The 23,951-nt window shown below is 67.3% G+C and carries 22 protein-coding genes and 1 riboswitch; of the genes, 10 read left to right on the top strand and 12 right to left on the bottom strand.

All coding sequences use genetic code 11. From position 1 onward, the window contains the following. Nucleotides 1-22 precede the first annotated feature (22 nt). Nucleotides 23-976: a protein-methionine-sulfoxide reductase catalytic subunit MsrP gene (gene msrP / locus OXS49_RS15520; protein ID WP_244005698.1), complete on the top strand. Its 954-nt coding sequence runs from the start codon at nucleotides 23-25 to the stop codon at nucleotides 974-976. A gap of 14 nt (nucleotides 977-990) precedes the next feature. On the opposite strand, the gene OXS49_RS15515 is transcribed toward msrP, so the two are convergent. The 6 genes from OXS49_RS15515 to carB all read right to left on the bottom strand — a co-directional run bounded on the left by OXS49_RS15515 (nucleotide 991) and on the right by carB (nucleotide 8,926). Next, nucleotides 991-1,881 carry a LysR family transcriptional regulator gene (locus OXS49_RS15515; protein WP_244005696.1) on the bottom strand — a complete coding sequence of 297 codons (891 nt, stop codon included), beginning with the start codon at nucleotides 1,879-1,881 and terminating at the stop codon, nucleotides 991-993. A gap of 276 nt (nucleotides 1,882-2,157) precedes the next feature. Then, on the bottom strand, nucleotides 2,158-3,138 hold the full coding sequence (gene trxB / locus OXS49_RS15510; RefSeq protein ID WP_267425433.1) for a thioredoxin-disulfide reductase: 981 nt from the start codon (nucleotides 3,136-3,138) through the stop codon (nucleotides 2,158-2,160). A gap of 12 nt (nucleotides 3,139-3,150) precedes the next feature. Beyond that, nucleotides 3,151-4,200, bottom strand: a complete 1,050-nt coding sequence (locus OXS49_RS15505) for a mitochondrial fission ELM1 family protein (RefSeq protein ID WP_267425431.1) — start codon at nucleotides 4,198-4,200, stop codon at nucleotides 3,151-3,153. 180 nt (nucleotides 4,201-4,380) lie between these two features. Then, complete coding sequence (locus OXS49_RS15500; protein WP_267425429.1) at nucleotides 4,381-4,881, bottom strand: hypothetical protein; 501 nt, start codon at nucleotides 4,879-4,881, stop codon at nucleotides 4,381-4,383. 4 nt (nucleotides 4,882-4,885) lie between these two features. After that, nucleotides 4,886-5,362, bottom strand: coding sequence for a transcription elongation factor GreA (greA, locus tag OXS49_RS15495; RefSeq protein WP_243917246.1), 477 nt, complete (start codon nucleotides 5,360-5,362; stop codon nucleotides 4,886-4,888). Nucleotides 5,363-5,452: 90 nt separating this feature from the next. Further along, entirely contained in the window at nucleotides 5,453-8,926 is a 3,474-nt protein-coding gene (gene carB, locus OXS49_RS15490) for a carbamoyl-phosphate synthase large subunit (protein ID WP_267425427.1), read from the bottom strand. A gap of 307 nt (nucleotides 8,927-9,233) precedes the next feature. Between carB and OXS49_RS15485 the strand changes: the two genes are divergently transcribed. Next, entirely contained in the window at nucleotides 9,234-9,668 is a 435-nt protein-coding gene (locus OXS49_RS15485; RefSeq protein ID WP_267425456.1) for a pseudoazurin, read from the top strand. A 30-nt stretch (nucleotides 9,669-9,698) separates the two neighbouring features. Here the strand turns inward: OXS49_RS15485 and OXS49_RS15480 are convergent, their stop codons facing one another. Both OXS49_RS15480 and carA read right to left on the bottom strand, forming a co-directional pair. After that, on the bottom strand, nucleotides 9,699-10,076 hold the full coding sequence (locus OXS49_RS15480) for a hypothetical protein (RefSeq protein ID WP_267425453.1): 378 nt from the start codon (nucleotides 10,074-10,076) through the stop codon (nucleotides 9,699-9,701). Between the two features lie 144 nt (nucleotides 10,077-10,220). Beyond that, the gene (gene carA / locus OXS49_RS15475) at nucleotides 10,221-11,447 is read right to left on the bottom strand and encodes a glutamine-hydrolyzing carbamoyl-phosphate synthase small subunit (protein WP_267425425.1); all 1,227 of its coding nucleotides are present in this window, start codon (nucleotides 11,445-11,447) and stop codon (nucleotides 10,221-10,223) included. A 212-nt stretch (nucleotides 11,448-11,659) separates the two neighbouring features. Between carA and OXS49_RS15470 the strand changes: the two genes are divergently transcribed. Further along, entirely contained in the window at nucleotides 11,660-12,121 is a 462-nt protein-coding gene (locus OXS49_RS15470) for a GatB/YqeY domain-containing protein (RefSeq protein ID WP_244005683.1), read from the top strand. A 6-nt stretch (nucleotides 12,122-12,127) separates the two neighbouring features. Here the strand turns inward: OXS49_RS15470 and OXS49_RS15465 are convergent, their stop codons facing one another. Both OXS49_RS15465 and OXS49_RS15460 read right to left on the bottom strand, forming a co-directional pair. Further along, on the bottom strand, nucleotides 12,128-12,385 hold the full coding sequence (locus OXS49_RS15465) for a BrnA antitoxin family protein (RefSeq protein WP_267425423.1): 258 nt from the start codon (nucleotides 12,383-12,385) through the stop codon (nucleotides 12,128-12,130). A gap of 13 nt (nucleotides 12,386-12,398) precedes the next feature. Further along, nucleotides 12,399-12,677 (bottom strand): BrnT family toxin, encoded by a 279-nt coding sequence (locus tag OXS49_RS15460; protein WP_267425421.1) that lies wholly within the window; start codon nucleotides 12,675-12,677, stop codon nucleotides 12,399-12,401. 214 nt (nucleotides 12,678-12,891) lie between these two features. Between OXS49_RS15460 and dnaG the strand changes: the two genes are divergently transcribed. From dnaG to OXS49_RS15445, 3 genes are all read left to right on the top strand, one after another. Then, on the top strand, nucleotides 12,892-14,781 hold the full coding sequence (gene dnaG, locus OXS49_RS15455; protein ID WP_267425419.1) for a DNA primase: 1,890 nt from the start codon (nucleotides 12,892-12,894) through the stop codon (nucleotides 14,779-14,781). A gap of 210 nt (nucleotides 14,782-14,991) precedes the next feature. After that, on the top strand, nucleotides 14,992-16,980 hold the full coding sequence (rpoD, locus tag OXS49_RS15450) for an RNA polymerase sigma factor RpoD (protein ID WP_267425416.1): 1,989 nt from the start codon (nucleotides 14,992-14,994) through the stop codon (nucleotides 16,978-16,980). Between the two features lie 70 nt (nucleotides 16,981-17,050). Further along, nucleotides 17,051-18,310, top strand: coding sequence for an adenylate/guanylate cyclase domain-containing protein (locus OXS49_RS15445; RefSeq protein WP_244005674.1), 1,260 nt, complete (start codon nucleotides 17,051-17,053; stop codon nucleotides 18,308-18,310). Between the two features lie 559 nt (nucleotides 18,311-18,869). On the opposite strand, the gene OXS49_RS15440 is transcribed toward OXS49_RS15445, so the two are convergent. Beyond that, the gene (locus OXS49_RS15440; RefSeq protein ID WP_267425412.1) at nucleotides 18,870-20,180 is read right to left on the bottom strand and encodes a glycosyltransferase; all 1,311 of its coding nucleotides are present in this window, start codon (nucleotides 20,178-20,180) and stop codon (nucleotides 18,870-18,872) included. Between the two features lie 116 nt (nucleotides 20,181-20,296). Continuing rightward, the gene (locus OXS49_RS15435; RefSeq protein ID WP_267425410.1) at nucleotides 20,297-20,806 is read right to left on the bottom strand and encodes a TIGR02281 family clan AA aspartic protease; all 510 of its coding nucleotides are present in this window, start codon (nucleotides 20,804-20,806) and stop codon (nucleotides 20,297-20,299) included. Between the two features lie 215 nt (nucleotides 20,807-21,021). Beyond that, a riboswitch (TPP riboswitch) is annotated at nucleotides 21,022-21,150 on the top strand. A 97-nt stretch (nucleotides 21,151-21,247) separates the two neighbouring features. On the opposite strand from OXS49_RS15435, the gene thiO reads away from it, so the two are divergent. The 4 genes from thiO to OXS49_RS15415 all read left to right on the top strand — a co-directional run. Then, nucleotides 21,248-22,438 carry a glycine oxidase ThiO gene (thiO, locus tag OXS49_RS15430; protein WP_267425451.1) on the top strand — a complete coding sequence of 397 codons (1,191 nt, stop codon included), beginning with the start codon at nucleotides 21,248-21,250 and terminating at the stop codon, nucleotides 22,436-22,438. After that, nucleotides 22,435-22,647 carry a sulfur carrier protein ThiS gene (thiS, locus tag OXS49_RS15425; protein ID WP_267425408.1) on the top strand — a complete coding sequence of 71 codons (213 nt, stop codon included), beginning with the start codon at nucleotides 22,435-22,437 and terminating at the stop codon, nucleotides 22,645-22,647. Before thiO ends, thiS begins: the two co-directional genes overlap by 4 nt. 2 nt (nucleotides 22,648-22,649) lie before the next feature. Beyond that, nucleotides 22,650-23,453 (top strand): thiazole synthase, encoded by an 804-nt coding sequence (locus OXS49_RS15420; RefSeq protein ID WP_267425407.1) that lies wholly within the window; start codon nucleotides 22,650-22,652, stop codon nucleotides 23,451-23,453. Next, nucleotides 23,450-23,951: thiamine phosphate synthase (locus OXS49_RS15415; RefSeq protein WP_267425406.1), on the top strand; the 502-nt coding region annotated here is incomplete at its 3' end. The genes OXS49_RS15420 and OXS49_RS15415, both read left to right, overlap by 4 nt.

Raw genomic sequence — 23,951 nt, 5'->3', positions numbered from 1 at the left:
CAGGAAACGCGAAGAGGCGGCGATGTTGATCAAGCGCAAACGCGGCTGGGAGATCCCGGAGCATCTCGTCACCCCGGAATCCCTGTTCCTCAATCGGCGCGCGCTGATCGGCGGTGCGGCCGGACTCGCCGCCGGCTCACTCCTCGGCGGCCGGACCGCCCTGGCGGCCGCGGGCGATCCGTCTCTTTATCCGGCGCCGCAGAACCCCGCCTACACCCTCGACCGGCCGGTGACGTCCGAACGGTTCAGCGGCGACTACAACAATTTCTACGAGTTCGGCACGTCCAAGACGGTGCTGCCGGCCGCGAATGCGCTCAAGACCCAGCCCTGGATTCTGAAGATCGACGGGCTGGTCGAGAAGCCGTTCGAGATCGGCGTGGACGATCTCATCCGGAAGGTCGGCCTGGAGGAGCGGCTGTACCGCCACCGCTGCGTCGAGGCGTGGTCGATGGCGGTGCCGTGGACCGGCTTCCCGCTCGCGAAGCTGGTGGCGCTGGCCAAGCCGACCTCGGGGGCGAAGTATATCCGCTTCGAGACCTTCATGGACAAGGCGATGGCCCCGGGCCAGCGCGCCTTCTACTACCCCTGGCCTTACACTGAAGGCCTGACACTGGCCGAGGCCGGAAACGACCTCGCCTTCGTGGTGACGGGCGTCTACGGCAAGCCGCTGCCCAACCAGTTCGGCGCGCCGATCCGCATCGCGGTGCCGTGGAAGTACGGCTTCAAATCGGCGAAGTCGATCGTGAAAGTGTCGTTCACGGCCGACCGGCCGAAAACCTTCTGGGAGGGTCTGCAGGCCTCCGAGTACGGCTTCTGGGCCAACGTGAACCCGGCCGTGCCGCATCCGCGCTGGAGCCAGGCGACCGAGCGGGTGCTCGGTACCGACCAGCGCGTGCCGACGCTGATCTACAACGGCTACGGCGAGCAGGTCGCTGCGCTCTACAAGGGTCTGGAGGGCGAGCGGCTGTTCGTCTGAACCGTCCGCGCCGATCAGTAGGTCCAGCGCTGCGCCTTCGACACGAGGAAGTCGCGGAATGCCTGGACCCGGGCGACCGATCGCATCTCCTCGGCATAGACGAGGTAGCTCTCCAGGCTCGGCATCTCGGTTTCACGCAGGACCTGCACGAGTTGCTGGTCGCCATCCACCGCGTAGTCGGGCAGAATCCCGATACCGGCGCCGGCCTCCATCGCACGCTGTAGCGCGCCGATATTGTTCACCGTCAGGTGAACTTGGCGCCGGTCGCGGCCTTCCCGGCCGGCATCGGCCAGCCAATGCGCGGCGAGCAGGTAGGACGGCTCGTTGCCGCCGAACGATACGAGGCGATGGTCGTCGAGGTCGTCGACCGATTTGGGCTCGCCGAAGCGCTTGACGTAATCCTGGCTCGCAAAGGCGTGGTAGTGGACGGTGAACAGCCGCCGCTGGATCAGGTCGGGCTGAGCCGGCCGACGCATGCGAATCGCCACGTCGGCCTCCCGCATGGCGAGATCCAACTCCTCATTGGTGAGGATCAATTCGATCCGCACGTCCGGATAGAGATCGAGAAATTCGCCGACCCGCTGGGACAACCAGGAGGTGCCAAGGCCCACTGTCGTGGTCACCTTGAGATCGCCGGTCGGCCGCTCGGCGGTCTCGACCAAGCGGGCTCGGGTATTCTCCAGCCGCAGCTTCATGTCCCGGGCAGCCCGGAACAGCAGGTCGCCCTGCTCGGTGAGGAGGAGGCCCCGTGCGTGGCGATGGAACAGCGGTGCCTTCAGCTCGCGCTCCAGCGCGCTGATCTGACGGCTGACCGCTGACTGGCTGAGCCCGATATCGTCACCCGCCTTGGTGAAGCTGCCCGCCTCGGCGACGTTCAGGAAGATCCGGATCTTGTCCCAGTCCAAGGTGAGAATCCCTACCAGCGCAAGCCCACTCTCGGTGCCCGAATGCGGCGGACACGTGGCGTAGCGGGCGGATCACCGGGCGAGCTGCGCGGCGCCGGCCGTGGAGAAACACGCGCGGCACCGCGCGGGTATGCGTGAGATGCATCCCGGCGCAGTCGATACTCCTATGCGCACGGCGCATGGTGGAGCGCAAGCGCATGGATCAGGAATCTCGTGCAAGACAGCGGTTCCGCAGCAGAATCACAACCGCACGTGGCGTCGCTGGGGAATGTTGGCCTACTCAGCCGCCGCAGCCTGGACCGGATTCTCGCCGATCTCTAGATTCGCCAGGAATTTTTCCGCCTCCAGAGCGGCCATGCAGCCCATGCCGGCCGCCGTGATCGCTTGGCGGTAGACGTCATCCGTCACATCGCCCGCCGCGTAGACGCCGGGAATGTCGGTCTCCGTAGTGCCGGGCTTGACGGTCAGGTAGCCGCCGTGGCGCATCGGCAGCTGCCCCTCGAAGATCGCGGTCGCCGGCTGGTGGCCGATCGCCACGAACACCCCGTCCGCCTTCACCTCGCTGATTTCGCCGGAGCGGGGGTCCTTCAGACGGACATGGGTGACGCCCGGCGCCGGCTTCAGCGCGCCGCAGATCTCGGCGATCTCCCGGTGCCAGAGCACCTCGACGTTCGGGTGCTTGAACAGGCGCTCCTGCAGGATCCGCTCGGCCCGGAATGCATCGCGGCGGTGGACCACCGTCACCTTGCTGGCGATGTTGGCGAGGTAGAGCGCCTCCTCGACCGCGGTGTTGCCACCGCCGACCACCACGACCTCCCTGCCGCGGAAGAAGTAGCCGTCGCAGGTCGCGCAGGCCGACACGCCGCCGCCCTGGAAGGTCGCCTCGGAGGGGATACCGAGCCATTTGGCCTGGGCGCCGGTGGCGATGATCAGCGCGTCGCACGAATAGGTCTCGCCCGAATCGGCTTCCAGCCGGAACGGCCGCTGCTTCAAATCGACCTTCGTGATGTACTCGGAGACGATCCGGGTCCCGACATGCTCGGCCTGAAGCCGCATCTGCTCCATCAGCCATGGTCCCTGGATCGCCTCGGCGAAGCCCGGATAGTTCTCGACATCCGTGGTGATCATGAGCTGACCGCCCGGCTGGAACCCCGAGATCAGCAGCGGCTCGACCATGGCACGCGCCGCGTAGATCGCCGCCGTATAGCCGGCCGGCCCCGAGCCGATGATCACCAACTTGGCGTGGGTATGGGCCATCTCTCGGTCTCCTCAGACGTGGTCGGCCGTGCGGTGCGCAGCATAGGCGGTCGCAAGCGCCTCGGCGATCACCGGCGTCGCGTCGATGGGCTTGTACGACAGATCCACCAACTGACCGGTGAACGGCCGCAAGGCTCCGGCGATCGCCAGCCCGGCGAACATCCGCCGATGCCGGATATAGGTACGCGGCAGGTCGAACAGCAGAACCGGCGCGCCGGTGGCCACGGCCTCGCTTACCATGTTGGCCGAATCGGAGGTGACCACGATCGCCTCGGCCAGGGCCAGCATGGCGACGTAGGGATTCTCGCCGGTCCCGTCCCAGAGGAAGCCGCCGGTCTCCGCAGTCAGCGCCTTCACGGCATTGCGCAGCGGATCGGGGGTCCGGCGGGAGATCGTCACCATCAACCGGCACCCCTTGTCGACGAGCGAGCGCAGGTCGCCGACGAGGCGAACCATATCGGTCTTGCGGTAGCTCAGGTGGCGGCTGTCACCGCCGACCAGGACGGCCACCCGTGGCCCGTCGAGCTGCGCGAGGCGTGGGTCGGGCCGGGCGCGGGCCGCGGCGAGGCGCGCCGCCGTCACGAGATGCGGCGCCGTCAGCGTGGTGAAGACGTTCGGGCCGCGCAGGTCGTCGTAATCCGGGACCCAGATGAAGTCGGCGCTGTCCTCGCCGGTGCGCGGATCCTTCAGGAAAGCCGTGAAAGTGCGCCCGCCGGTGGCGCGCCGCACCGCCCGCAGGTAGGGCACCGACCGGCGCCCGGAGGCGATCAGGATGTCGGGATAGGGCCCCGCAAGGGCACCGGCTCTGCGCCGGGGACCCTCCCGCGGATCGATAGGGCCCCAGGGCGCCATCCAGCCGAACGGCCCGGAAGCCGGAACCTGCCGGATCTCGAAGGCAACGCCCAATGTCTCGGCGATCCCGACGCACTGGTTCTCGTCGCCGGCCTTACCGTCCGTAACGATCCAGGCGCGGGCGCGGGCCAGTTCGGGCAACGGTTCGGACCGCGCGCCCGGGCGGTTGCGCGAAGCGGGTTTCGCCTCCGTGACGTCAGTGCTTGCCATGCGCCTTGCTCGAAAAACCCGTTCTGCCCCGGTGCCGAGCCCGACCGTCAGGACACCGCCTAGAGCGACTGCCTCTGCGATCCCGGACGAATAAAGGGAATAGGACCCCGCGCCTTCAACACATGCCGCACCGACGGATCAGCGCGTCGTCTTCAACGCCAAATCGTCGGCGGAGCACCCTCACTCCTTCGGCAGATCCCGTGCGAGCCACTGGGCGTAGATGTCGGCGATCGCCGCCAGCCGACGCCCGTCGAAGTTTGGATCGTACCACGCGCCGCCGTAGCTCGACGGCGATGCGGTCATTTGCGGGTGACGGCCGAGGATTTGTCCCTTCGGCCCGACGAGCAGTGCCTCGCCCTCAAGATAATCGGTCTGGAAATTACCGCCCAAGCCCGGCCGCCCGCCACTGCCGGCAAAAGGCCGCAGCGACAGGCCGCTCAGCACCACGACGAGGCGGGGTCCGCGCCCGCCGACCCGGCCCGCAAAATTCTTGCGCAGGGCCTCGGTCAGGTCGGCCGCCAGCGCCTCCGCCTGCAGGCCCGCCCCCTTGTCGATCAAAGGCCGGACGTCGACGCGGATATCGGAGAACTGGGCGGTCGCCGGAAAGTCGTCTGCCGCCGCGGAGCCCGCGACGGCGGAGAGGATCAGGCCGGCAAGCCAGCCCCGGGAACGCGCAGACATGCGCTCAGCCGCCGAACCGGACGGCAACGACCTCGTAGGACTTGCCGCCGCCGGGCGTGGTCACCTCAACGGTGTCGCCCACCCCCTTGCCGATCAGCGCGCGGGCGATCGGCGAGGTGATCGAGACTCGGCCAGAACGCACGTCGGCCTCCGGCTCGCCCACGATCTGGTAGGTCTTCTCCTCCTCCGTGTCCTCGTCGACGAGTTTCACGGTGGCGCCGAACTTGATCTTATCGCCCGAGAGCTTCGAGACGTCGATCACCTCGGCGCGCGCGATCATGCTCTCCAGTTCCATGACGCGGCCCTCGTTGTGGGACTGCGCCTCCTTGGCGGCATGGTATTCTGCGTTCTCCGACAGATCGCCTAGGGCGCGCGCTTCCGCGATCGCCTGGATGATGCGCTGGCGCTCCACCTGCTGACGGTGCTTCAGCTCCTCTTCGAGGGCTGCAAGCCCGCCCACCGTGATCGGAACTTTATCTATCGCCATCGTCTCGCGCCACAATGAAGAGGCCCGGCCGAGAGTGTAGCACTCCCTCCGGGCCACGAGATTAAGTCGGCGGAACCCTGAGGCTCAGGCCGCGAAGTATTCCTGCAAGGCACGGACCTTGAGATCGCCTTCTAAGTAGGCCTTGATCCCCTCAGCCGCAGCCATCGCGCCAGCTAGAGTGGTGTAATACGGCACCTTATGCAAGAGGGCCGCACGCCGGAGCGAGCGTGAGTCCGACAGGGCGCCGGCGCCCTCTGTTGTGTTGAAGACGAGGTGGATCCCGCCGTTCTTGATGGCATCGACCACGTGCGGCCGGCCTTCGAGCACCTTGTTGATCCGCTCGGTCGGAACACCGTTCTCCACGAGGTAGCGCTGCGTGCCGCCGGTCGCCACGATCGTAAAACCGAGATCCGACAAAAGCTGCATGGTCGGCAGGATGCGGGCCTTGTCGGCATCCCGCACGGAGACGAACACGGAGCCGGCCTTCGGTACCTGGGTCCCGGAACCGAGCTGGCTCTTGGCAAAGGCGACGCCGAAGCTTGCATCGAGCCCGATCACCTCGCCGGTGGAGCGCATCTCCGGGCCGAGCAGCACGTCGACGCCCGGGAAGCGCGCGAAGGGGAACACGGCCTCCTTCACAGCGATGTGCGTCAAGGTCTTCGGCTTGAGCCCGAAGCTCGCCAGAGGCTCGCCCGCCATGATCCGCGACGCGATCTTGGCGATCGGCTCACCGATGACCTTGGCGACGAACGGCACCGTGCGCGAGGCGCGGGGGTTCACCTCGAGCACGTAGATGAGGCCGTCCTTGATGGCGTACTGCACGTTCATCAGGCCGACGACGTTGAGGGCCAGCGCCATCGCCTTCGTCTGCCGCTCCAGCTCCTCCATGATCTCGGGCGAGAGCGATCGCGGCGGAAGCGAGCAGGCCGAGTCGCCGGAATGGATGCCGGCCTCCTCGATGTGCTCCATGATGCCGGCGATGAACACGTCCGTGCCGTCGCAGACCGCGTCGACATCGATCTCCACCGCGTCCGAGAGGTAGCGGTCGAACAACAGCGGGTTCTTGCCCAGGACCGTATTGATCTGGCCGGTCTTGTCGTTCGGGTAGCGGGCCTTGACCTCGGAGGGGATCAGGCTGGGCAGCGTGTCGAGCAGGTAGTCGGCGAACTGCGCCTCGTCGCGGATGATCGCCATGGCGCGCCCGCCGAGCACGTAGCTCGGGCGCACCACGAAGGGCAGGCCAAGATCGGCTGCGATCAGCCGGCTCTGCTCCACCGAGTAGGCGATGCCGTTCTTCGGCTGCTTCATGCCGAGCTTGTCGAGGAGGCGTTTGAACTGGTCGCGGTCCTCGGCGAGGTCGATCGCGTCGGGCGAGGTGCCCAGGATCGGCACGCCGGCGGTTTCCAGCGCCCGGGCGAGCTTCAGCGGGGTCTGGCCGCCGAACTGCACGATCACCCCGTGCAGGGTGCCGGCCTGACGCTCCGTCTCGATGATCTCCAGCACGTCCTCGGCGGTCAGCGGCTCGAAATAGAGCCGGTCCGAGGTGTCGTAGTCGGTCGAGACCGTCTCCGGATTGCAGTTGACCATGATGGTCTCGTAGCCCGCATCCGCCAGCGCGAAGCAGGCGTGGCAGCAGCAATAATCGAACTCGATGCCCTGGCCGATCCGGTTCGGGCCGCCGCCCAGGATGATGACCTTCTTGGCGTCGCTCGGGAACGCCTCATCGGCGACCGTGCCGGCGAAGGGCGCCACGTAGGTCGAGTACATGTAGGCGGTGGGCGACTTGAACTCGGCCGCGCAGGTGTCGATCCGCTTGAACACCGGGCGCACGGCGAGCGCACAACGGGCCGCGGTGACCGCGGCCTCCTCGGTCTTGGCCAGCACGGCGAGGCGGGCATCCGAGAAACCGGCGGCCTTGAGCTGCCGGAAGGCGCCGGGCGTCTTCGGCAGGCCGTGGGCCTTCACCCGGTTCTCCAGATCGATGATCGCCTGGAGCTGCTCCAAGAACCACGGATCGATCTTGCAGGAGGCGTAGACCTGCTCGTGGCTGACGCCGAGCCGCAGGGCCTGCGCGACCTTGAGCAGCCGGTCCGGAGTCGGGGTGCCGATGGCGGCCTTGATGGCGTTGTGATCGTCGCCCTTGCCCAGGCCCTCGATCTCGATGTCGTCGAGGCCGGTCAGGCCGGTCTCGAGCGAGCGCAGCGCCTTCTGCAGGGACTCCGCGAAGCACCGGCCGATCGCCATCGCCTCGCCCACCGACTTCATGGCCGTGGTGAGCGTCGGCTCGGCGCCGGGGAATTTCTCGAAGGCGAAGCGCGGGATCTTGGTGACCACGTAGTCGATCGTCGGCTCGAAGGAGGCCGGGGTCGCGCCGCCGGTGATGTCGTTGGCGATCTCGTCCAGCGTGTAGCCGACGGCGAGCTTGGCGGCGACCTTGGCGATCGGGAAGCCGGTTGCCTTCGAGGCCAGCGCCGAGGAACGCGAGACGCGCGGGTTCATCTCGATCACGATCATGCGCCCGTTCTCGGGGTTGATCGCGAATTGGACGTTCGAACCGCCGGTCTCGACGCCGATCTCCCGGAGCACCGCCAGCGATGCGTCGCGCATCACCTGGTACTCCTTGTCGGTGAGCGTCAGAGCCGGGGCGACGGTGATCGAGTCGCCGGTATGCACGCCCATCGGATCGATATTCTCGATGGAGCAGACGATGATGCAGTTGTCGTTCTTATCGCGAACGACCTCCATCTCGTATTCCTTCCACCCGAGCACGCTCTCCTCGATCAGCACCTCGTTGGTCGGCGAGGCGTCGATGCCGCGCTCGACGATGTCGAGGAACTCCTCGCGGTTATACGCGATGCCGCCGCCGGTGCCGCCCATGGTGAACGACGGTCGGATGATTGCCGGCAGGCCGACCTCGGCCAGCGCGATCAGCGCCTGCCCGATAGCATGCTCACCGTAGCGCTTGCGCCGGTCCGACTCACCCGCCATCCAGCTCTTCTCGAAGGCCTTCAACGCGGCTTGGCGCGCCTCCGGATCCGTATTGGCGGATTCGATCCGCGCAACCTCGGCCAAATACTTCTCGCGGTCGGCCTTCTTGGCGGCAGAGGCGTTGGCCAAAGCCGATTTCGGGGTGTCGAGCCCGATCTTGGTCATGGCGTCGCGGAACAGGCTCCGATCCTCGGCCTTGTCGATCGCCTCGGCGGTGGCGCCGATCATCTGCACGCCGTACTTGGCCAGCACGCCCATCTTCTGGAGCGACAAGGCGCAGTTCAGCGCCGTCTGGCCGCCCATGGTCGGCAGGATCGCGTCGGGGCGCTCCTTCTCGATGATCTTGGCGACGATCTCGGGCGTGATCGGCTCGACATAGGTCGCGTCTGCCATGTCCGGATCGGTCATGATCGTGGCGGGGTTCGAATTGACCAGGACGATGCGGTAGCCCTCCTCGCGGAGCGCCTTGCAGGCCTGAGTTCCGGAATAGTCGAACTCGCAGGCCTGTCCGATGATGATCGGACCCGCACCAATGATCAGGATCGAGGAGATGTCGGTGCGTTTGGGCATCGGGGGCCTTCTCAGGCCAAGCGCGCCCGATCGGGCAAGGCTGACATCAGCCCTGCTCCCGGACGCACGTGGCGGGAATGTCGTTGAGCCCCGCGTTAACACGGGGTGTCCACGCTTTGGAAGGCCGGGTCGGATTCGCGCGCCACGTGCACACACGACGCATCAGGCTGCCGCAGGCGAGTTGTATTTGAAGATTCCCAACTTTGTCGACGGATGACGCAATTGCTTGCAGACCCTGGACGCGGTCCGTAAGGCATCAACGATCGTCATTTCCGTCGATCGACAGCATAACAATTCGAGACTGACAATGATCAGGGCATCCATGGGAGCCGTGGCGGTGCTGATCAGATCGATCTTGGGAGCGGGCGCCGCGGAGACCGTCGCGAAGACCTCGAACAGCGGCCCAAGCGGGATGATGGTCTTCGATCCCGCTGACGTGAAGATTCAGCCCGGCGACACAATTCGCTTCGTGGCAGCCGACAAGGGCTACAACGCCGAACGCATCAAGGGCATGGCCCCCGAGGGTGTGCCGGGCTTCAAAACCGTGGTGGGGAAGGAGGAGGCCGTGACCTTCGACCAGCCCGGCCTGTACGGCTTCAAATGCGCGCCGCACGACATCATGGGCATGGTCGGCCTGATCCAGGTCGGCGACAAGCCGCAGAACCTGGAGGCCGCCAACGCGGTCCCGCACGGCAAGCTCGCCGCCAAACGGTTCGGGCCGCTGTTCGAGAAGGTGCAGTAACCCGTTCGGAGCGGCAGATGCCGCCCTGTCTCAGAAGCCGGCGTAGAGGGCGGCCACGGCCCGGTCGATCGAGAGGTAGAACACCCCGAAGGCCACCAACGCGGCGGCCGCGAACTCGACGGCGACGTTGGAGAGCGTCTGCGCACGGCGGAGGGCCTCGCGGCCGAAAAAGAGCGACACCCAGGCCAGGGCGAGGACGGCCGGCAGGACAAAGAGGTACGACACCGTGCTCTCGACGCGGTCGAGGCCGCCGTTCGGATCGATCAGCGCGCGGATGTTGCGCACCCACGGGGCGTAGAAGGCGGCGGTGAGGGCGGTCAGCCAGGACAGGCCCACGGCGACGCCGAGATGCAACGTGAAGGTGCGGTGCAGGCGGGTGAAATCGTCGCGCGCCTCGTCGATGGTCATCCGGCATTCCCCTCTGACGGGCCGCTGCCGGTCGGCGCGGATGCGCCGCCGTTCGAGGGCCGTCATGGGTCGTCTTAAAGCCGGTCAATTCGGCGGATTTTATGGCCCCGGCGGGGCCCGAATGGGATACCGCCGGGCTGCCGATCAGGCCTTTGCCTCTGGCTCGCCCGAGCGCATCAGCGTCACGAATCGCTCGAACAGGTAGTGGCTGTCGCGCGGGCCGGGCGAGGCCTCCGGGTGGTGCTGGACCGAGAAGGCCGGCCGGTCGGTGAGCGTCAGGCCGCAATTCGAACCGTCGAACAGCGAGACGTGGGTCTCCACCGCGGTCTGCGGCAAGCTCGTCGGATCCACCGCGAAGCCGTGGTTCATCGAGACGATCTCGACCTTGCCGGTGGTCTTGTCCTTCACCGGATGGTTCGCGCCGTGATGGCCCTGGCCCATCTTCACGGTCCGGCCGCCGAGGGCGAGGCCCATCAGCTGGTGGCCGAGGCAGATGCCGAAGGTCGGCACCTTCTCGTCGAGCAGCCTGCGGATCACCGGAACCGCGTAGGCGCCGGTCGCCGCGGGGTCACCGGGTCCGTTCGACAGGAACACGCCATCCGGCTTCATCGCCAGGATCTCGTCCGCCGGGGTGGTGGCCGGCACCACGGTGACGTCGCAGCCCGCCTGGGCCAGCAACCGCAGGATGTTGCGCTTCACACCGTAATCGATCGCCACGACCTTCAGGCCTTCGCCGGCGACGCGCTTGCCGTAGCCGTTGCCGAGCGCCCAGACGGTCTCGGACCACTCGGACGGCGCCCGGCTCGTCACCGGCGGCACGAGGTCCAGCCCTTCCATCGGCGCGAGCGCGGCGGCCCGGGCCTTCAGGGCCTCCCGGTCGAACCGGCCCTCCGGGTCGTTGGCGATCACGGCGTTCGGCATGCCCTGGTCGCGGATCCGGGCGGTGAGCGCCCGGGTGTCGACGCCGGTGATACCCACGATGCCGCGGGCCTTGAGCCAGCCGTCCAGGTGCGAAGAAGAGCGCCAGCTCGACGGCTTCGTCACCGCCGAGGCGATCACCGTGCCGCGCACGCCGGAGGCCGGGGCCGCATCCAGGCTCTCCAAATCCTCGTCGTTGGTGCCGACATTGCCGATATGCGGGAAGGTGAAGGTGACGATCTGCCCGGCATAGGACGGGTCGGTCAGGATCTCCTGATAGCCGGTCATCGCCGTGTTGAAGCAGACCTCGCCGTCGGCCATACCGGTCTGCCCGATGCCGAAGCCCTCGAGGATGGTCCCGTCTGCCAGGACCAGCAGCGCCGTGGCCACCGGCTCGGCCCAGGGCTCGGGCGCCGTGGCGTCTGGGGCGTGCGCGGCGGCGTCTTGCAGCATGGGGTGAGTCTCGCTTATGTCCGGCCGAAGGCGAGCGCCGGGTTGCGGCGCTCTCGGCTTGCGGCATGATCGTGTGCGGCGCTCTTAGCGAGCGGCCCGCGATGGGGTCAATGTGGCTCCGCGCCCTGAAGGTCTCAACGTCTGCTTATCACGGGGCAGATCCGCAAATCGCAGGCCAGCCCGCCGTTTCGACCGTTGGAAGGTTTACCCGAATGTTGCGCGCCCGCTTCACCACCGAAATGAAGGAGGCCATGAAGGCCGGCGACAAGGAGCGGCTGGCGACCGTCCGGATGATACAGGCGGCCCTGAAGGACCGGGACATCGAGGCTCGCGGCAACGGCAAGGATCCGATCTCCGACGACGAGATCCTGTCGCTGCTTCAGAAAATGATCAAGCAGCGCACCGAATCGGCCGAGGTCTTCGAGCAGAACGGCCGGCCGGAACTCGCCGCCAACGAACGCGGCGAGATCGCGGTCATCGAGAGCTTCCTGCCGAAGCAGATGGACGAGGCCGAGACGACGGCGGCGATCGAGGCCGCAATCGCCGAGACCGGCGCCGCCGGGCCGAAGGATATGGGCAAGGTGATCGCCGCCCTGAAGGGCGCCTATGCCGGCCGGATGGATTTCGGCAAGGCGAGCGGGCTGGTGAAGGCGGCCCTCGCCGCGAAGGGGTGACGGCGCTCAAGTCTCTCCGGCGGTGCAGGCCCTGACATAGCTCCGCAGCACCGCATTGATCCGGCTCTGATAGCCACCGCCGCCATCCTTGAAATAGTCGAGGATGTCGGCGTCCAGCCGAATGGAGACGGCGACCTTGCGCGCCGGGACCACCACCTCGGCGCGCGCCCAATCGATATCGAGCGGCGCGGCATCCGGATCGTCTGCGACCGCCGCCGCGATCTCGGCGTCGCTCAGCGCGGAGATACGCGCCAGATCGGTCACACCGGGCTGGCGCTCAAGCACCGAAGCGCGCCGCGAAGATCTGTCTCTCATTTCGCCTCGCTGCTCTCGCGGAGATGATCCGCACGACACCCGCCCGGTCGGTCCAGACGAAGGCGATGACGCTTTCGGCGATCCGACCGAGGCTGACCATCCGAACCTCATCGTTCCGGATCGTCTTGCTTTTCAGGTGCGGCCCATCGAAGATGCCGATCGCGTCGCGGAAATCGATACCGTGCTTATCGAGATTGGTGGCTCGCTTGCTCTCGTCCCAGGCGAACCCGTCCCATGGCATATCCTAGCCCAAAGTCGAATCAACGTCGATACAGATGTATATACACCGGCAGGCCTGCCGGAGCGCCGGCCCTGGGTTGCCATCGCCTAGCGGAGACCGGTACGCGCAGTTCTCCACGCAATCCCCCGGCGATGCCTTTTCACGACGGCGGCGTTGAGACTCCGGCACGTCCGGCACGCTATGATCGGCGGCCCCGCAAACCATCCCAGGCCCCGTGCGCTATCCGCCCCACATTCTGGAAGAGATCCGTGCCCGGCTGCCGGCCTCCGCCGTGGTCGGGCGGCGGGTGCAGCTCAAGAAGGCCGGCCGGGAATGGCGCGGCCTGTCGCCGTTCAACGCCGAGAAGACCCCGTCCTTCTACGTGAACGACCAGAAGCAGTTCTACCATTGCTTCTCCTCGTCCAAGCACGGCGACATCTTCACCTTCCTGATGGAGACGGAGGGTCTCAGCTTCCCCGAGGCGGTCGAGCGGCTGGCCGGGGAGGCGGGCGTCAGCCTGCCTGCGCCCACTGAGGACAACCGGGCCAGCGAGCAGAAGCGGGCCGGCGCCATCGAGGTGATGGAGATGGCTGCCCGCTGGTTCGAGGACCGGCTTCAATCCGGGCAGGGCAGCGAGGCCCGCGCCTACCTCGAACGCCGGGCCCTCGGCCGCGAGACTCAGCAGAAGTTCCGGCTCGGCTATGCGCCGAACGACCGTTACGCCCTGCGCGATCATCTCGCCGGGCAGGGGGTCGAGAAGGATCTGATGCTCGAGATGGGCCTTCTGGCGACCGGGGAGGGCGTGTCGGTCCCGTACGATTATTTTCGCGACCGGGTGATGTTCCCGATCACCGACACGCGCGGTCGGGTCGTGGCCTTCGGCGGGCGGGCGCTCTCCAAGGAGGTGCGCGCCAAGTACTTGAACTCCCCCGAAACACCGCTCTTCCACAAGGGCCGGACGCTCTACAACCTGCACGGCGCCCGCAAGGCCGCGCATGATCGCGGCTCGATCATCGCGGTCGAGGGCTATGTCGACGTCATCGCCATGACGTTGGCCGGCCATCCCGAGACGGTGGCGCCGCTCGGCACGGCGCTGACCGAGGAGCAGCTCGGCCTTCTCTGGCGCCACGCCGACGAGCCGATCCTGTGCTTCGACGGCGACAAGGCCGGCCAGCGGGCCGCCTTCCGCGCGCTCGACATCGCGCTGCCGCTTCTCGAACCGGGCCGCTCGCTGCGGATTGCGTTGCTCCCCGGCGGTCAGGATCCCGACGATCTGCTGCGCTCGGGCGGAGCGGGCGCGATCGATCAGGTGCTGAACGCGGCGCTGCCACTCTCCGAACTTCTCTGGCGTCGCGCGGTCGAGGCCGGTCCGATCGACACCCCAGAGCGGCGTGCCGGCCTGACCCAGACCCTGCGCACGACCGTCGCGACGATCCGCGACGAGACCGTGCGGCGCTACTATCGCGACGATATCGAGGAACGGCTCCGCTCTTTGTCTCCGCGCAGCGCTCGGGCCTCGGGACCGGCGCCCCGCGGGCGAACCCGCTTCGTCCGCCCCGGCGAGACGGTCTCGCCACGGATCACCGGCAGCCCGAGCGCATCCATGACGGCCTCGGCGGGCTTCATCGGTGCGGCGCCGGTCCGCGAGGCGGTGATCGTTGGAACGCTGCTGGCGCATCCCGAGATGCTCGGTGAGTTCGCCGAAGAGATCGCCGAACTGGATTTCGAGGATCCGGACGCGCGGGCGCTCCTGTCGGTGCTCCTTGCCAGCGCAGCCGAAGATCCGCACACGGATCCCGCAATGTTGCAAAATCGCATCAGTCGCGCCGGACTTACGGCGGCCTCCGAGCGGATTCTGACGCTAGGACGCTCGCGAGACCGCTTGACCCTTGCGCCCCATGCCGATCCGGCGCACCGCGCAGACGCGCTCCGACAGGCGATGATCTTGCACCGGCAGGCAGGAGCGCTACATAGCGAACTTCGCGAAGCACGGCAGGCGTTTGAGAACGATCCGACCGATGCCGGATGGGCATGGCTCTGCGAGGTGAAGGCGAGGCTGGAGACCGTCATCGCTGCCGAGGCTGAGGCCGACAAGCCGGAGTCGAGCGACTCGACGGCTGCCTGACGGCCGTGTCATGGCGGTATGGGCTGGCGGTAGCGACAGGGGGCAGCCCGTCATAGTTAACAATCGGTCAAGCCTCAGGCTTGCATACGGATACCGACGACTCAAGGCGACGGAGCAATCCGGCGCCGATCCCGTACCGCGGCGTCGCTGGCGTGGACCGGCCTCTCAAGGGCCTCCGCAGCGCTCCGCCCACGAAACAATAGGCTGATCATGGCAACGAAGGCAACGGAACGGGACGAGACGGACGCTGCCCCAGAGCAGCAGACCGACGGGCCGCTCCTCGACCTGACGGATGCTTCGGTCAAGCGCATGGTGAAGCTCGCCAAGAAGCGCGGCTACGTCACCTACGAAGAGGTCAACGAGGTTCTGCCTGAGGGCCAGTCCGATCCGGACCAGCTTGAGGACGTGCTGTCGCAGCTGTCCGAGATGGGCATCAACGTCGTCGAAGCCGAGGAGACCGAAGAGGCCGCCACCGGCGAGAAGGCGGCGGAGGGCGAGGAGGAGGAGGCCGAGGGCGGCGAGGTCGCCGAGGTCGCGCCGGCGCGCGCGGTCACGGTCGCCACCACCACCAAGGAGCCAACTGACCGCACCGACGATCCGGTGCGGATGTACCTGCGCGAGATGGGCTCCGTGGAGCTCCTGTCCCGCGAGGGCGAGATCGCGATCGCCAAGCGCATCGAGGCCGGCCGCGAGGCGATGATCGCCGGCCTGTGCGAGAGCCCCCTGACTTTCCAGGCGATCATTATCTGGCGGGACGAGCTGGTGGAGGGCAAGGTCCTCCTGCGCGACATCATCGATCTGGAGGCGACCTACGCAGGTCCGGACGGCAAGAACGCCCCGCAGATCGCCGAGGGCGAGGGTGAGGACGCCGAGGACGCCGAGGCGCCCGCGCCCCCCGAAGGCGGCGACGACGAGGACGATCTGGAGAACAACGTCTCGCTCGCCGCCATGGAAGCCGAGATCAAGCCGCGGGTCCTCGAGACCTTCGATGCAATCGCGGCGAACTACCGGAAGCTGCGCAAGTTCCAGGCGGAAGGCACCGAGCGCAAGGCGACGGGTGGGCAGAACACACCGGCTCAGAACCAGAAGCAGGGCGAGCTGAAGGACATCGTGGTCGCCGACGTGAAGTCCCTGTCGCTTAACAACAATCGCATCGAGGCGCTGGTCGGCCAGCTCTACTCGATCAACAAGCAGCTGATCGGCCACGAGGGCCGGCTGATGCGCTTCGCCGAGAGCCACGGCGTCGCTCGCGACGAGTTCCTGCGCCACTACCAGGGCTACGAGCTCGATCCGAACTGGATGGAGCGCGTCGGCACTCTCGGCGGCAAGGGCTGGAAGAACTTGGTCGAGAAGGGCTCGAAGCAGGTAACGGATCTGCGCGCGCAGATCCTCGACCTCGCCTCCGAGACCGGCCTGGAGATCGGCGAGTACCGCCGCATCGTCAACATGGTCCAGAAGGGCGAGCGCGAGGCCCGGCAGGCCAAAAAGGAGATGATCGAGGCGAACCTGCGCCTCGTGATCTCGATCGCCAAGAAGTACACGAACCGCGGCCTGCAGTTCCTGGACCTGATCCAGGAGGGCAACATCGGCCTGATGAAGGCGGTGGACAAGTTCGAGTACCGCCGCGGCTACAAGTTCTCGACCTACGCCACGTGGTGGATCCGGCAGGCGATCACCCGCTCGATCGCCGATCAGGCGCGCACGATCCGCATCCCGGTGCACATGATCGAGACGATCAACAAGATCGTCCGCACGTCGCGCCAGATGCTGCACGAGATCGGCCGCGAGCCGACTCCGGAGGAGCTGGCCGAAAAGCTGGCCATGCCGCTGGAGAAGGTTCGAAAGGTCCTGAAGATCGCCAAGGAGCCGATCTCCCTCGAAACGCCCATCGGCGACGAGGAGGACAGCCACCTCGGCGACTTCATCGAGGACAAGAACGTCGTCCTGCCGATCGACGCGGCGATCCAAAGCAATCTTCGCGAGACGACGACGCGCGTCCTGGCGTCGTTGACCCCGCGTGAAGAACGCGTGCTGCGTATGCGCTTCGGGATCGGCATGAACACCGACCACACCCTCGAAGAGGTCGGCCAGCAATTCTCGGTGACCCGCGAGCGCATTCGCCAGATCGAAGCGAAGGCGCTGCGCAAGCTGAAGCACCCCTCACGCAGCCGGAAGCTGCGGAGCTTCCTGGACAACTGAGCCCCCGCCGCGGCACGGTCCGCGGCGCCTGCACTTCAACCGCGCCGCCGCGCGGCATGACACTGGCGCCATGCTCGAACGCCGCCCGCCAACGCCCGGAGTTCCAACGGCCTTCGCGGATGGCTCCGAGGCCGACGACGTGCCCTTCGGCGCGTTGCAGCCATCCGTGGGCATCCGCGACTGGCTGCTGGGCGAGGGCGCCCGGTTGGAAAAGGCCGAGGAGATGCTCGAAGGCCTCGCCGAGCGGCTGATCGCCGTCGGCGTCCCGGTAGACAGGGCTTCCACGGCCATCGACACCCTGCACTCGGAATATGCCGGCGTCGGGCGGATCTGGACCAGGGACAGCGGCACCACCGTGCGGTTGTTTCCGCACGGTGCCCGATCCACGGACGCCTATCTCAACAGCCCGTTCCACACGGTTCACGAAACCGGGGAGTGGCTGATCCTCGACCTCGCCGAGACTCCGGACGACGCCTACGCGATCATCCCGGACCTGAAGGCCGGGGGCTACACGCATTATGTCGTCGCGCCGCTGTTCTTCACCAACGGCACCAAGAACGGCATCACCTTCGCGACCCGCGCGCCGGAGGGCTTTGGTGAGGACGACATCGCCATCTTGCGCTTCGTCATGCCGGCGCTGGCCGCCGTGGCGGAAATGCGCGTCCTCAACAAGCAGCTCGATCACGTGCTGCGGCTCTATGTCGGCGACGAGCCGCACCGGGCGATCCTGGCGGGCGACATCCGCCGCGGGCAGGTCACACGGATCCGCTCGGCGATCCTGTTCGCCGACATGCGCGATTACACCCGCACCTCCGCCGACATGACGCCCGAGGAGGTGGTGGGCCTGCTCAACGTGTTCTTCGACTGCCTCGTGCCGCCGATCGAGCGCGAGGGCGGCGAGGTGCTGAAGTACCTGGGCGACGGCCTGCTGGCGATTTTTCGCGAGACCGGTGATGATTTGGGCGGCGCCGCCAAGGGGGCGCTCACGGCGGCCCAGCACGCGCTCGCGGCCCTCGACGAGGCCAACGCCCTGCACCAGTTCCCGGTGCCGGTCGCGGCGGGCATCGCGCTCCACCACGGCGAGGCCGCCTACGGCAATGTCGGCTCGGGCTCCCGTCTCGACTTCACGGTGATCGGCCGGGACGTGAATCTGGCGAGCCGTCTGGCCCAGCTCAACCGGATCCTGGGCGAGCCGCTGCTGATGTCGAAGCCGTTCGTCGATTTTCTCTGGGGGGATCCGATCCCCCTGGGCGAGCACGTGCTCGACGGTTTCCGGGAGCCGATGGCGGTGTTCCGACCGAAGTTCCTGCGGCCGCGCAAGCCGAGCTGAGCGCGCTGTGCGGGGCGATACCACCAACCCTTTGATCCTGACGTGCTGGGCACCGGCGTCGAAGCAGGGCTGCAGGGATCGCGAAGCCTTCGAAAGGCCTCCGCTTTGCACCCGCACCTCCTCAGGACGAGGGTGTGGGTTGGACAGTTGCACCGGAGGCTTTCAGGTCTCGTTGACGATGTCGTCACGCGACCTCTCCCTCCCCGCAGCGCGCTAGAGCGCTCTCCGCCGAAGTGGACACCGGTTCGGCGCAAGAGAGCGCGTCACAACAAGGGTTGAGAGCCGCGCGCGATTGCAACGCGCACGGTACACGACACGCGTCTGCCAACACGGGTGGCAAGCGCGACATGCCCCCTCTCCCGTGCGGGAGAGGGTTGGGGTGAAGGTCGAGAAAGTTCAGGATCGCGCGCACCTTCAAGGCGCTGACAGGGTGCGCCTCTTCCGGAAAGTTCTCATCCCTCACCCTGTCCCTCTCCCGCACGGGAGAGGGGACCCGCGCCCTATTCGGCGACGGTGGTGTCACTGTCGTGTACCGTGTGCAACGCGATCGGGCACGGCTCTAAGCTCTCAATCTCTCCCACTCCGGCTCGAACGCCGACCTGTAAGGGGTTGGCTGAAGACCCCAGACCGGATCGACCATCTTCTCCGTCACCTCCCGGGCCATCGTACAGGCGCGGGCGAAGACGTCCCTTGGGACGTCGGGTCGCCCGAGGATCTTCAGGCAGGCGTATCCGCAGGCGCCGTATTGGCCGATGTGGAAGGCGTTGACGGCGAACTCATCGAGCAATCCGTAGTCATAGACCCATGGATTCAACGATATGCCCTCGCTCGGAAGCTCCAGCGCGAGGCCCGCCTCGGCGTAGCGATAGCCGTCCGCAAACCGCTTCTTCTGCCTGCATAACCGACTGGCCCCATGGCGGGCCTCCGCCCGTGCCGGGCGGATGAGGATCGCGCGGTCGTAGAGCTGCAACACCCTGTCGTCGGGCTCGCCCACGCGCTCCGCATTCACCGCGGCCATCAGCAGGCTGAAATAGATTTCTTCGTCCCAACCGCCCAGATCGGCCCGCTTCAGAAAACAGTCGAACGCCTTCCGGTATTCACCGGCTGCATCATAGGTGCTGCCGAGATACATCGTGTATCGCGCGACCATGAAGGAATCCGTCTCGACCGCCAGGGCCCCTTCGAGGAGGGCGATGTCACGTGCATCCGCCGTCTTGTCGCGGTGACGGGCCCCGTCATCACCCCGGCGCATCGCCAGGGGGAGGATCGGCATTCGCTCGACGCCCGGGCAGGAGAGGAACTCGTGCAGGACGCCCCGATAGCGCCAATCCTTCCTGCTGCTGACGAGCTGATTGCGCCAGTACCGCGTCTGCGTATCGATGATCTCGAACCGGTATCCGGGCTGGGACAGCTTCGGCATCGTGAAGTTGTCCGGGATGATCAGCGTGTCATCGGCGTCGATGATCAGAACGTAATCCGCGTGGCGGCGTGCGAGCTTTAGGGCCTCGTTTCGGTTCGTGGCGAAATCGACCCAGGGCCGCGCGACGAGGGCGCCCGGTATATCGGCCATCGCCGTGCGGATGATGTCCTGGGTCCCGTCCGAGGATCCGGTATCCACGATGATCCAATGATCGATGATCGGCCGAACCGAATCCAGACATCGACGGATAACGTGGGCCTCATCCTTGACGATCATCGACAGACAGATCGTCGGGCCTGCTTTTTTCGTCATCGAACTGTCCCGCACGTCGATTTCGACGCTCGACCGTAATTGACCGCGGACATAACATGATGCGTCGGGCGCGCAAAACGACCGGATGGTACGATTAAGATGTTGCTTATACTTATAAAATGAAGACGATTGAATCACTTAAACCAGTCATAGACCTATAGATTACAACCGAGTGCGTTTTTCTTGGCTGCATACCATACGCATCTTCGTACCAATGCAGGCCGGAAAGCGACGTGAACACAGCGCCCGGTCGGTTAGCCCCGGAGCGTCATCGTGCTGCCGGCAACGCTGAACTCGCGCAGGCGCCCGAGGAACGACATCCCCAGCAGGCTGGTCGCGAGGAGCCCCCGCGGGATCACCACCGCCTCCACGTCCCGCACCGTGATCGAACCGATCTGCACCACCGCGATCCGGATCGGTGCGACCCGGACCCGACCGTTCGCCGTGTTCCAGACGCGCGTGAAATCCGCGGGACCGACCCGGATCCCGATGCGCGCCGCATCCTCCTCGGAGAACGCGCAGGCGCTCGCACCGGTATCCACCATCATCGGCAGCGTACGGCCGTCCAGCAGGGCATGGACGAAGAAATGGCCGTTGCGGCCAGCCTGAAGCGCGACGCCCGACGTCACGACGGCTTCGAGGGCCGGCTTCGGCTGGGACGCGACCAGCAGGGCGGCCGGCACCGGGCGCAGGCCCTCTCGCAGCTTCTGCGCAGCCGTGACACCCAGGAAGCCGAGTGTGCAGACGAGCAGGATTGTGCGCACGCGGGTCAGCCTGTGGGTGGGGGTGCAGCCGTTGGGCGATGAGACCCCGGAGCCATGAAGGGATCGTGCGCGGGACCTGACGCCGGCGCCGTGGGGTGCCGTTTCCGCGCGGCGTGGTGTCCGGACCATGACCGGAACCCGGTTGTTTTCGCCCGAAGACCGGTCGTCGCCCCGGCGGCGGGGTTGACCGGCGGCAAGCGGGCGACCAAATCTATGCGTGTTCCAGGGAGATCCCCGGCAAGGGGCTGAGAAACCGCTGGCACGTCCGTCAGGACCTGCGGCGCGGAAATCCTTTGAACCTGATCCGGCTCATACCGGCGTAGGGATTGGACCGCGGCCGCCCGAAAGGCAGGCCACAGCTTCTTACCGAAGCACTTGGCCCGATCTCCACGACCGAACCCTGTGGAGAGACGCGTGTCCCTGGACCGCCCCCCGTCACCGATCGGACAACGCCGCGGCCCTGCGGGCGCACGTGAGCAGGTCCATCTTCCTGACACCACCGACATCGCGATCGTCGGCGGCGGACTGATCGGCCTGTCGATCGCATGGCGGCTCGCCCGGGCCGGCCATTCCGTGACCGTACTGGAACGCGAGACGATCGGCGCGGGTGCGAGCCTGGCGGCCACCGGAATGCTGGCGCCGGCCGCCGAGCACGAACCCGGCTCCGATCCGCTGCTGCCGCTCGCCCTGGACTCGCTCCGGCGCTGGCCGGCCTTCCGCGATGCCCTGGAGGCCGATGCGGGCCTGTCGATCGACTACCGGCCGGACGGCACGCTGGTCCTGGCGGTCGGTCGCGACGAGGTTGAGCGCCTGCGCTTCCGCTACGATCTCCAACGCCGCTCCGGGCTCGACGCGACGTGGCTTTCGGGCAGCGAGGTCCGGCGCCTGGAGCCCGGCCTGCGCCCCTCGATCACCGCCGGCGTTCACTGCCCAATGGACCATCAGGTCGATCCGTGCCGCGTGATGGCCGCCCTGGCGGAGGCCTGCCGTCGGGCCGGCGTCAGCCTGATCGAGCACGCCCCGGTGACGGCCCTCGACTGGTCGGGGGGCCGCGTCGCGGGACTCCACGTCGGCGAGCACGCCATCCGGTCCGGCACCGTGATCCTGGCCTCGGGCGCCTGGAGCGGGGAGGGTGGGCTGCTGCCGGAGACCCTGTCGTTGCCGGTGCGGCCCCTGAAGGGCCAGTCCCTGGCCCTGCGCACCACGCGCCGGACGGGTACGCTCGGCCGGATGGTATGGACCGAGCAGGTCCACATGGCACCGAAGAGCGATGGCCAGCTCATCGTCGGCGCGACCGTGGAGGATTGCGGCTTCCGTCCCGGCGTCACCGCGGGCGGCCTCTACGCGCTGCTCGAAGGTGCGCGGCGGGTCCTGCCCGGGATCGAGGAGATGGACGTGGAGGCCGTCTGGAGCGGCTACCGGCCGACCTCGGACGACGACGCGCCGATCATCGACACGCTGGCGCCCGGGCTGGTTGCCGCCACGGGGCATCATCGCAACGGCTATCTGCTCGCCCCCGTCACCGCCGATGCCGTGGCCGAGCTGGTGACGAACGGCGCGCTGCCCGAGGTGGCCCGTCCCTTCACCCGGGCGCGGTTTGTTCAGGCCGAGCCTTGGAGGGCCTCGGCATGAAGGTCTTCATCAACGGCGAGCCGCGCGAGCGCGACGCCGGGACCGTGAACGCCCTGTTCCGCCAGGAGGCGGAGGAAAGCGGCATCGAGAGCCCGCAGGGCATCGCAATCGCGCTGAACGGTCGGGTGCTCCGCCGCCGGGACTGGGACGAGACCCCGGTCGCCGAGGGGGACCGCGTCGAGATCGTCCGCGCCATGCAGGGAGGTTGACCATGGACCAGAGCGTTACGCCGCTGCGCCCCGATCCGACGCCCGACAGCTTCACCATCGCCGGGGTGAACCTGTCGTCCCGACTGTTCATCGGTACCGCCGGCTATCCCACGCAGGCGATCATGCGCGACGCCGTCGCGGCGAGCGGGGCCGAGGTGGTGACCGCCTCGATCCGCCGGGTCTCGCTTCAGGGCCACGGCTCGGACACGGTGACGCTGCTGAAGGGCAGGCGCTTCCTGCCGAACACGGCCGGCTGCGAGACCGCCCGTGACGCGATCATGACCGCCGAACTCGCCCGCGAGGCGCTGGACACCAACTGGATCAAGGTCGAGGTGATCGGCGACCGCGAGACCCTGTACCCGGACGTCGTCGAGTTGATGGAGGCCTGCCGCCACCTCGTGGACGACGGCTTCGTGGTCCTGCCCTATTGCAACGACGACCCGATCGTCTGCCAGCGCCTGGAGGATCTCGGCTGCGCCGCCGTGATGCCGATGGGCTCGCTGATCGGTTCCGGGATGGGGGTGGCCAACCCGGCCAATCTCGAACTGATCTGCCGCCGGGCCAAGGTGCCCGTCGTGGTCGATGCCGGGATCGGCACCGCATCGGATGCGGTGATCGCCATGGAGCTCGGCGCGTCCGCATGCCTGATCAACACCGCGATCGCCAAGGCCGACGACCCGGTGCGCATGGCTCGTGCCATGGGCTGGGCCGTGGCAGCCGGGCGTGACGCTTACTTGGCCGGGCGCATCCCGCGGCGCGGCCGGGCCGAGCCGTCGAGCCCGCAGCTCGGCCTCGTCGGCTCGTGAGGGCACTGCCGTCGCCGCTGCTGGCGGTGACGGACCGGCATGGCCATGCGCGGCCGCTCGCCGAGACTGTCCAAGCGATCCTAAAGGGCGGCGGGCGCTGGATCTGGTTCCGCGACCGCGACCTGGAGCCTGTGGCGCGGCGGCGGCTCGGTGAGGCCGTGGCGGCGCGCGTCCGAACAGCGGGCGGGGTCCTGACGGTCGGCGGTGATGTCGCCCTGGCCCGGGCGCTCGGCGCCGACGGCGTGCATTTCGGCGGCGGCTCGGACGCGGAGGCGATCGCGGCGGCGCGTGACGCGCTGGGAGCGGGGGCGCTGATCGGTGTGTCGGCCCATGCAGCGCATGAGGTCGCGCAGGCGGCGGGGAACGGTGCCGATTACGTGACGCTCAGCCCGATTTTTCCGACCTTGAGCAAGCCGGGCTACGGACCTGCCCTTGGTCCCGACGGCATCGTCGCCGCGCGGACAGCAGGCCTGCCGGTGGTGGCGCTCGGCGGTATCG

Origin of the sequence: Methylobacterium sp. GC_Met_2, from assembly GCF_026540795.1 — a bacterium.
In the GTDB taxonomy this organism is placed as follows: domain Bacteria; phylum Pseudomonadota; class Alphaproteobacteria; order Rhizobiales; family Beijerinckiaceae; genus Methylobacterium.
This window is presented reverse-complemented; position numbering and strand designations above follow the sequence as displayed.

Coding starts and splice junctions, on each gene's coding strand:
- OXS49_RS15480 (WP_267425453.1), bottom strand. CDS start 10,076: ATGACCATCGACGAGGCGCGCGACGATTTCACCCGCCTGCACCGCACC.
- rpoD (WP_267425416.1), top strand. CDS start 14,992: ATGGCAACGAAGGCAACGGAACGGGACGAGACGGACGCTGCCCCAGAG.
- OXS49_RS15505 (WP_267425431.1), bottom strand. CDS start 4,200: ATGGCAAGCACTGACGTCACGGAGGCGAAACCCGCTTCGCGCAACCGC.
- OXS49_RS15485 (WP_267425456.1), top strand. CDS start 9,234: ATGATCAGGGCATCCATGGGAGCCGTGGCGGTGCTGATCAGATCGATC.
- carA (WP_267425425.1), bottom strand. CDS start 11,447: ATGCTGCAAGACGCCGCCGCGCACGCCCCAGACGCCACGGCGCCCGAG.
- OXS49_RS15500 (WP_267425429.1), bottom strand. CDS start 4,881: ATGTCTGCGCGTTCCCGGGGCTGGCTTGCCGGCCTGATCCTCTCCGCC.
- OXS49_RS15420 (WP_267425407.1), top strand. CDS start 22,650: ATGGACCAGAGCGTTACGCCGCTGCGCCCCGATCCGACGCCCGACAGC.
- carB (WP_267425427.1), bottom strand. CDS start 8,926: ATGCCCAAACGCACCGACATCTCCTCGATCCTGATCATTGGTGCGGGT.
- OXS49_RS15460 (WP_267425421.1), bottom strand. CDS start 12,677: ATGCCATGGGACGGGTTCGCCTGGGACGAGAGCAAGCGAGCCACCAAT.
- OXS49_RS15470 (WP_244005683.1), top strand. CDS start 11,660: ATGTTGCGCGCCCGCTTCACCACCGAAATGAAGGAGGCCATGAAGGCC.
- msrP (WP_244005698.1), top strand. CDS start 23: ATGTTGATCAAGCGCAAACGCGGCTGGGAGATCCCGGAGCATCTCGTC.
- OXS49_RS15445 (WP_244005674.1), top strand. CDS start 17,051: ATGCTCGAACGCCGCCCGCCAACGCCCGGAGTTCCAACGGCCTTCGCG.
- thiS (WP_267425408.1), top strand. CDS start 22,435: ATGAAGGTCTTCATCAACGGCGAGCCGCGCGAGCGCGACGCCGGGACC.
- trxB (WP_267425433.1), bottom strand. CDS start 3,138: ATGGCCCATACCCACGCCAAGTTGGTGATCATCGGCTCGGGGCCGGCC.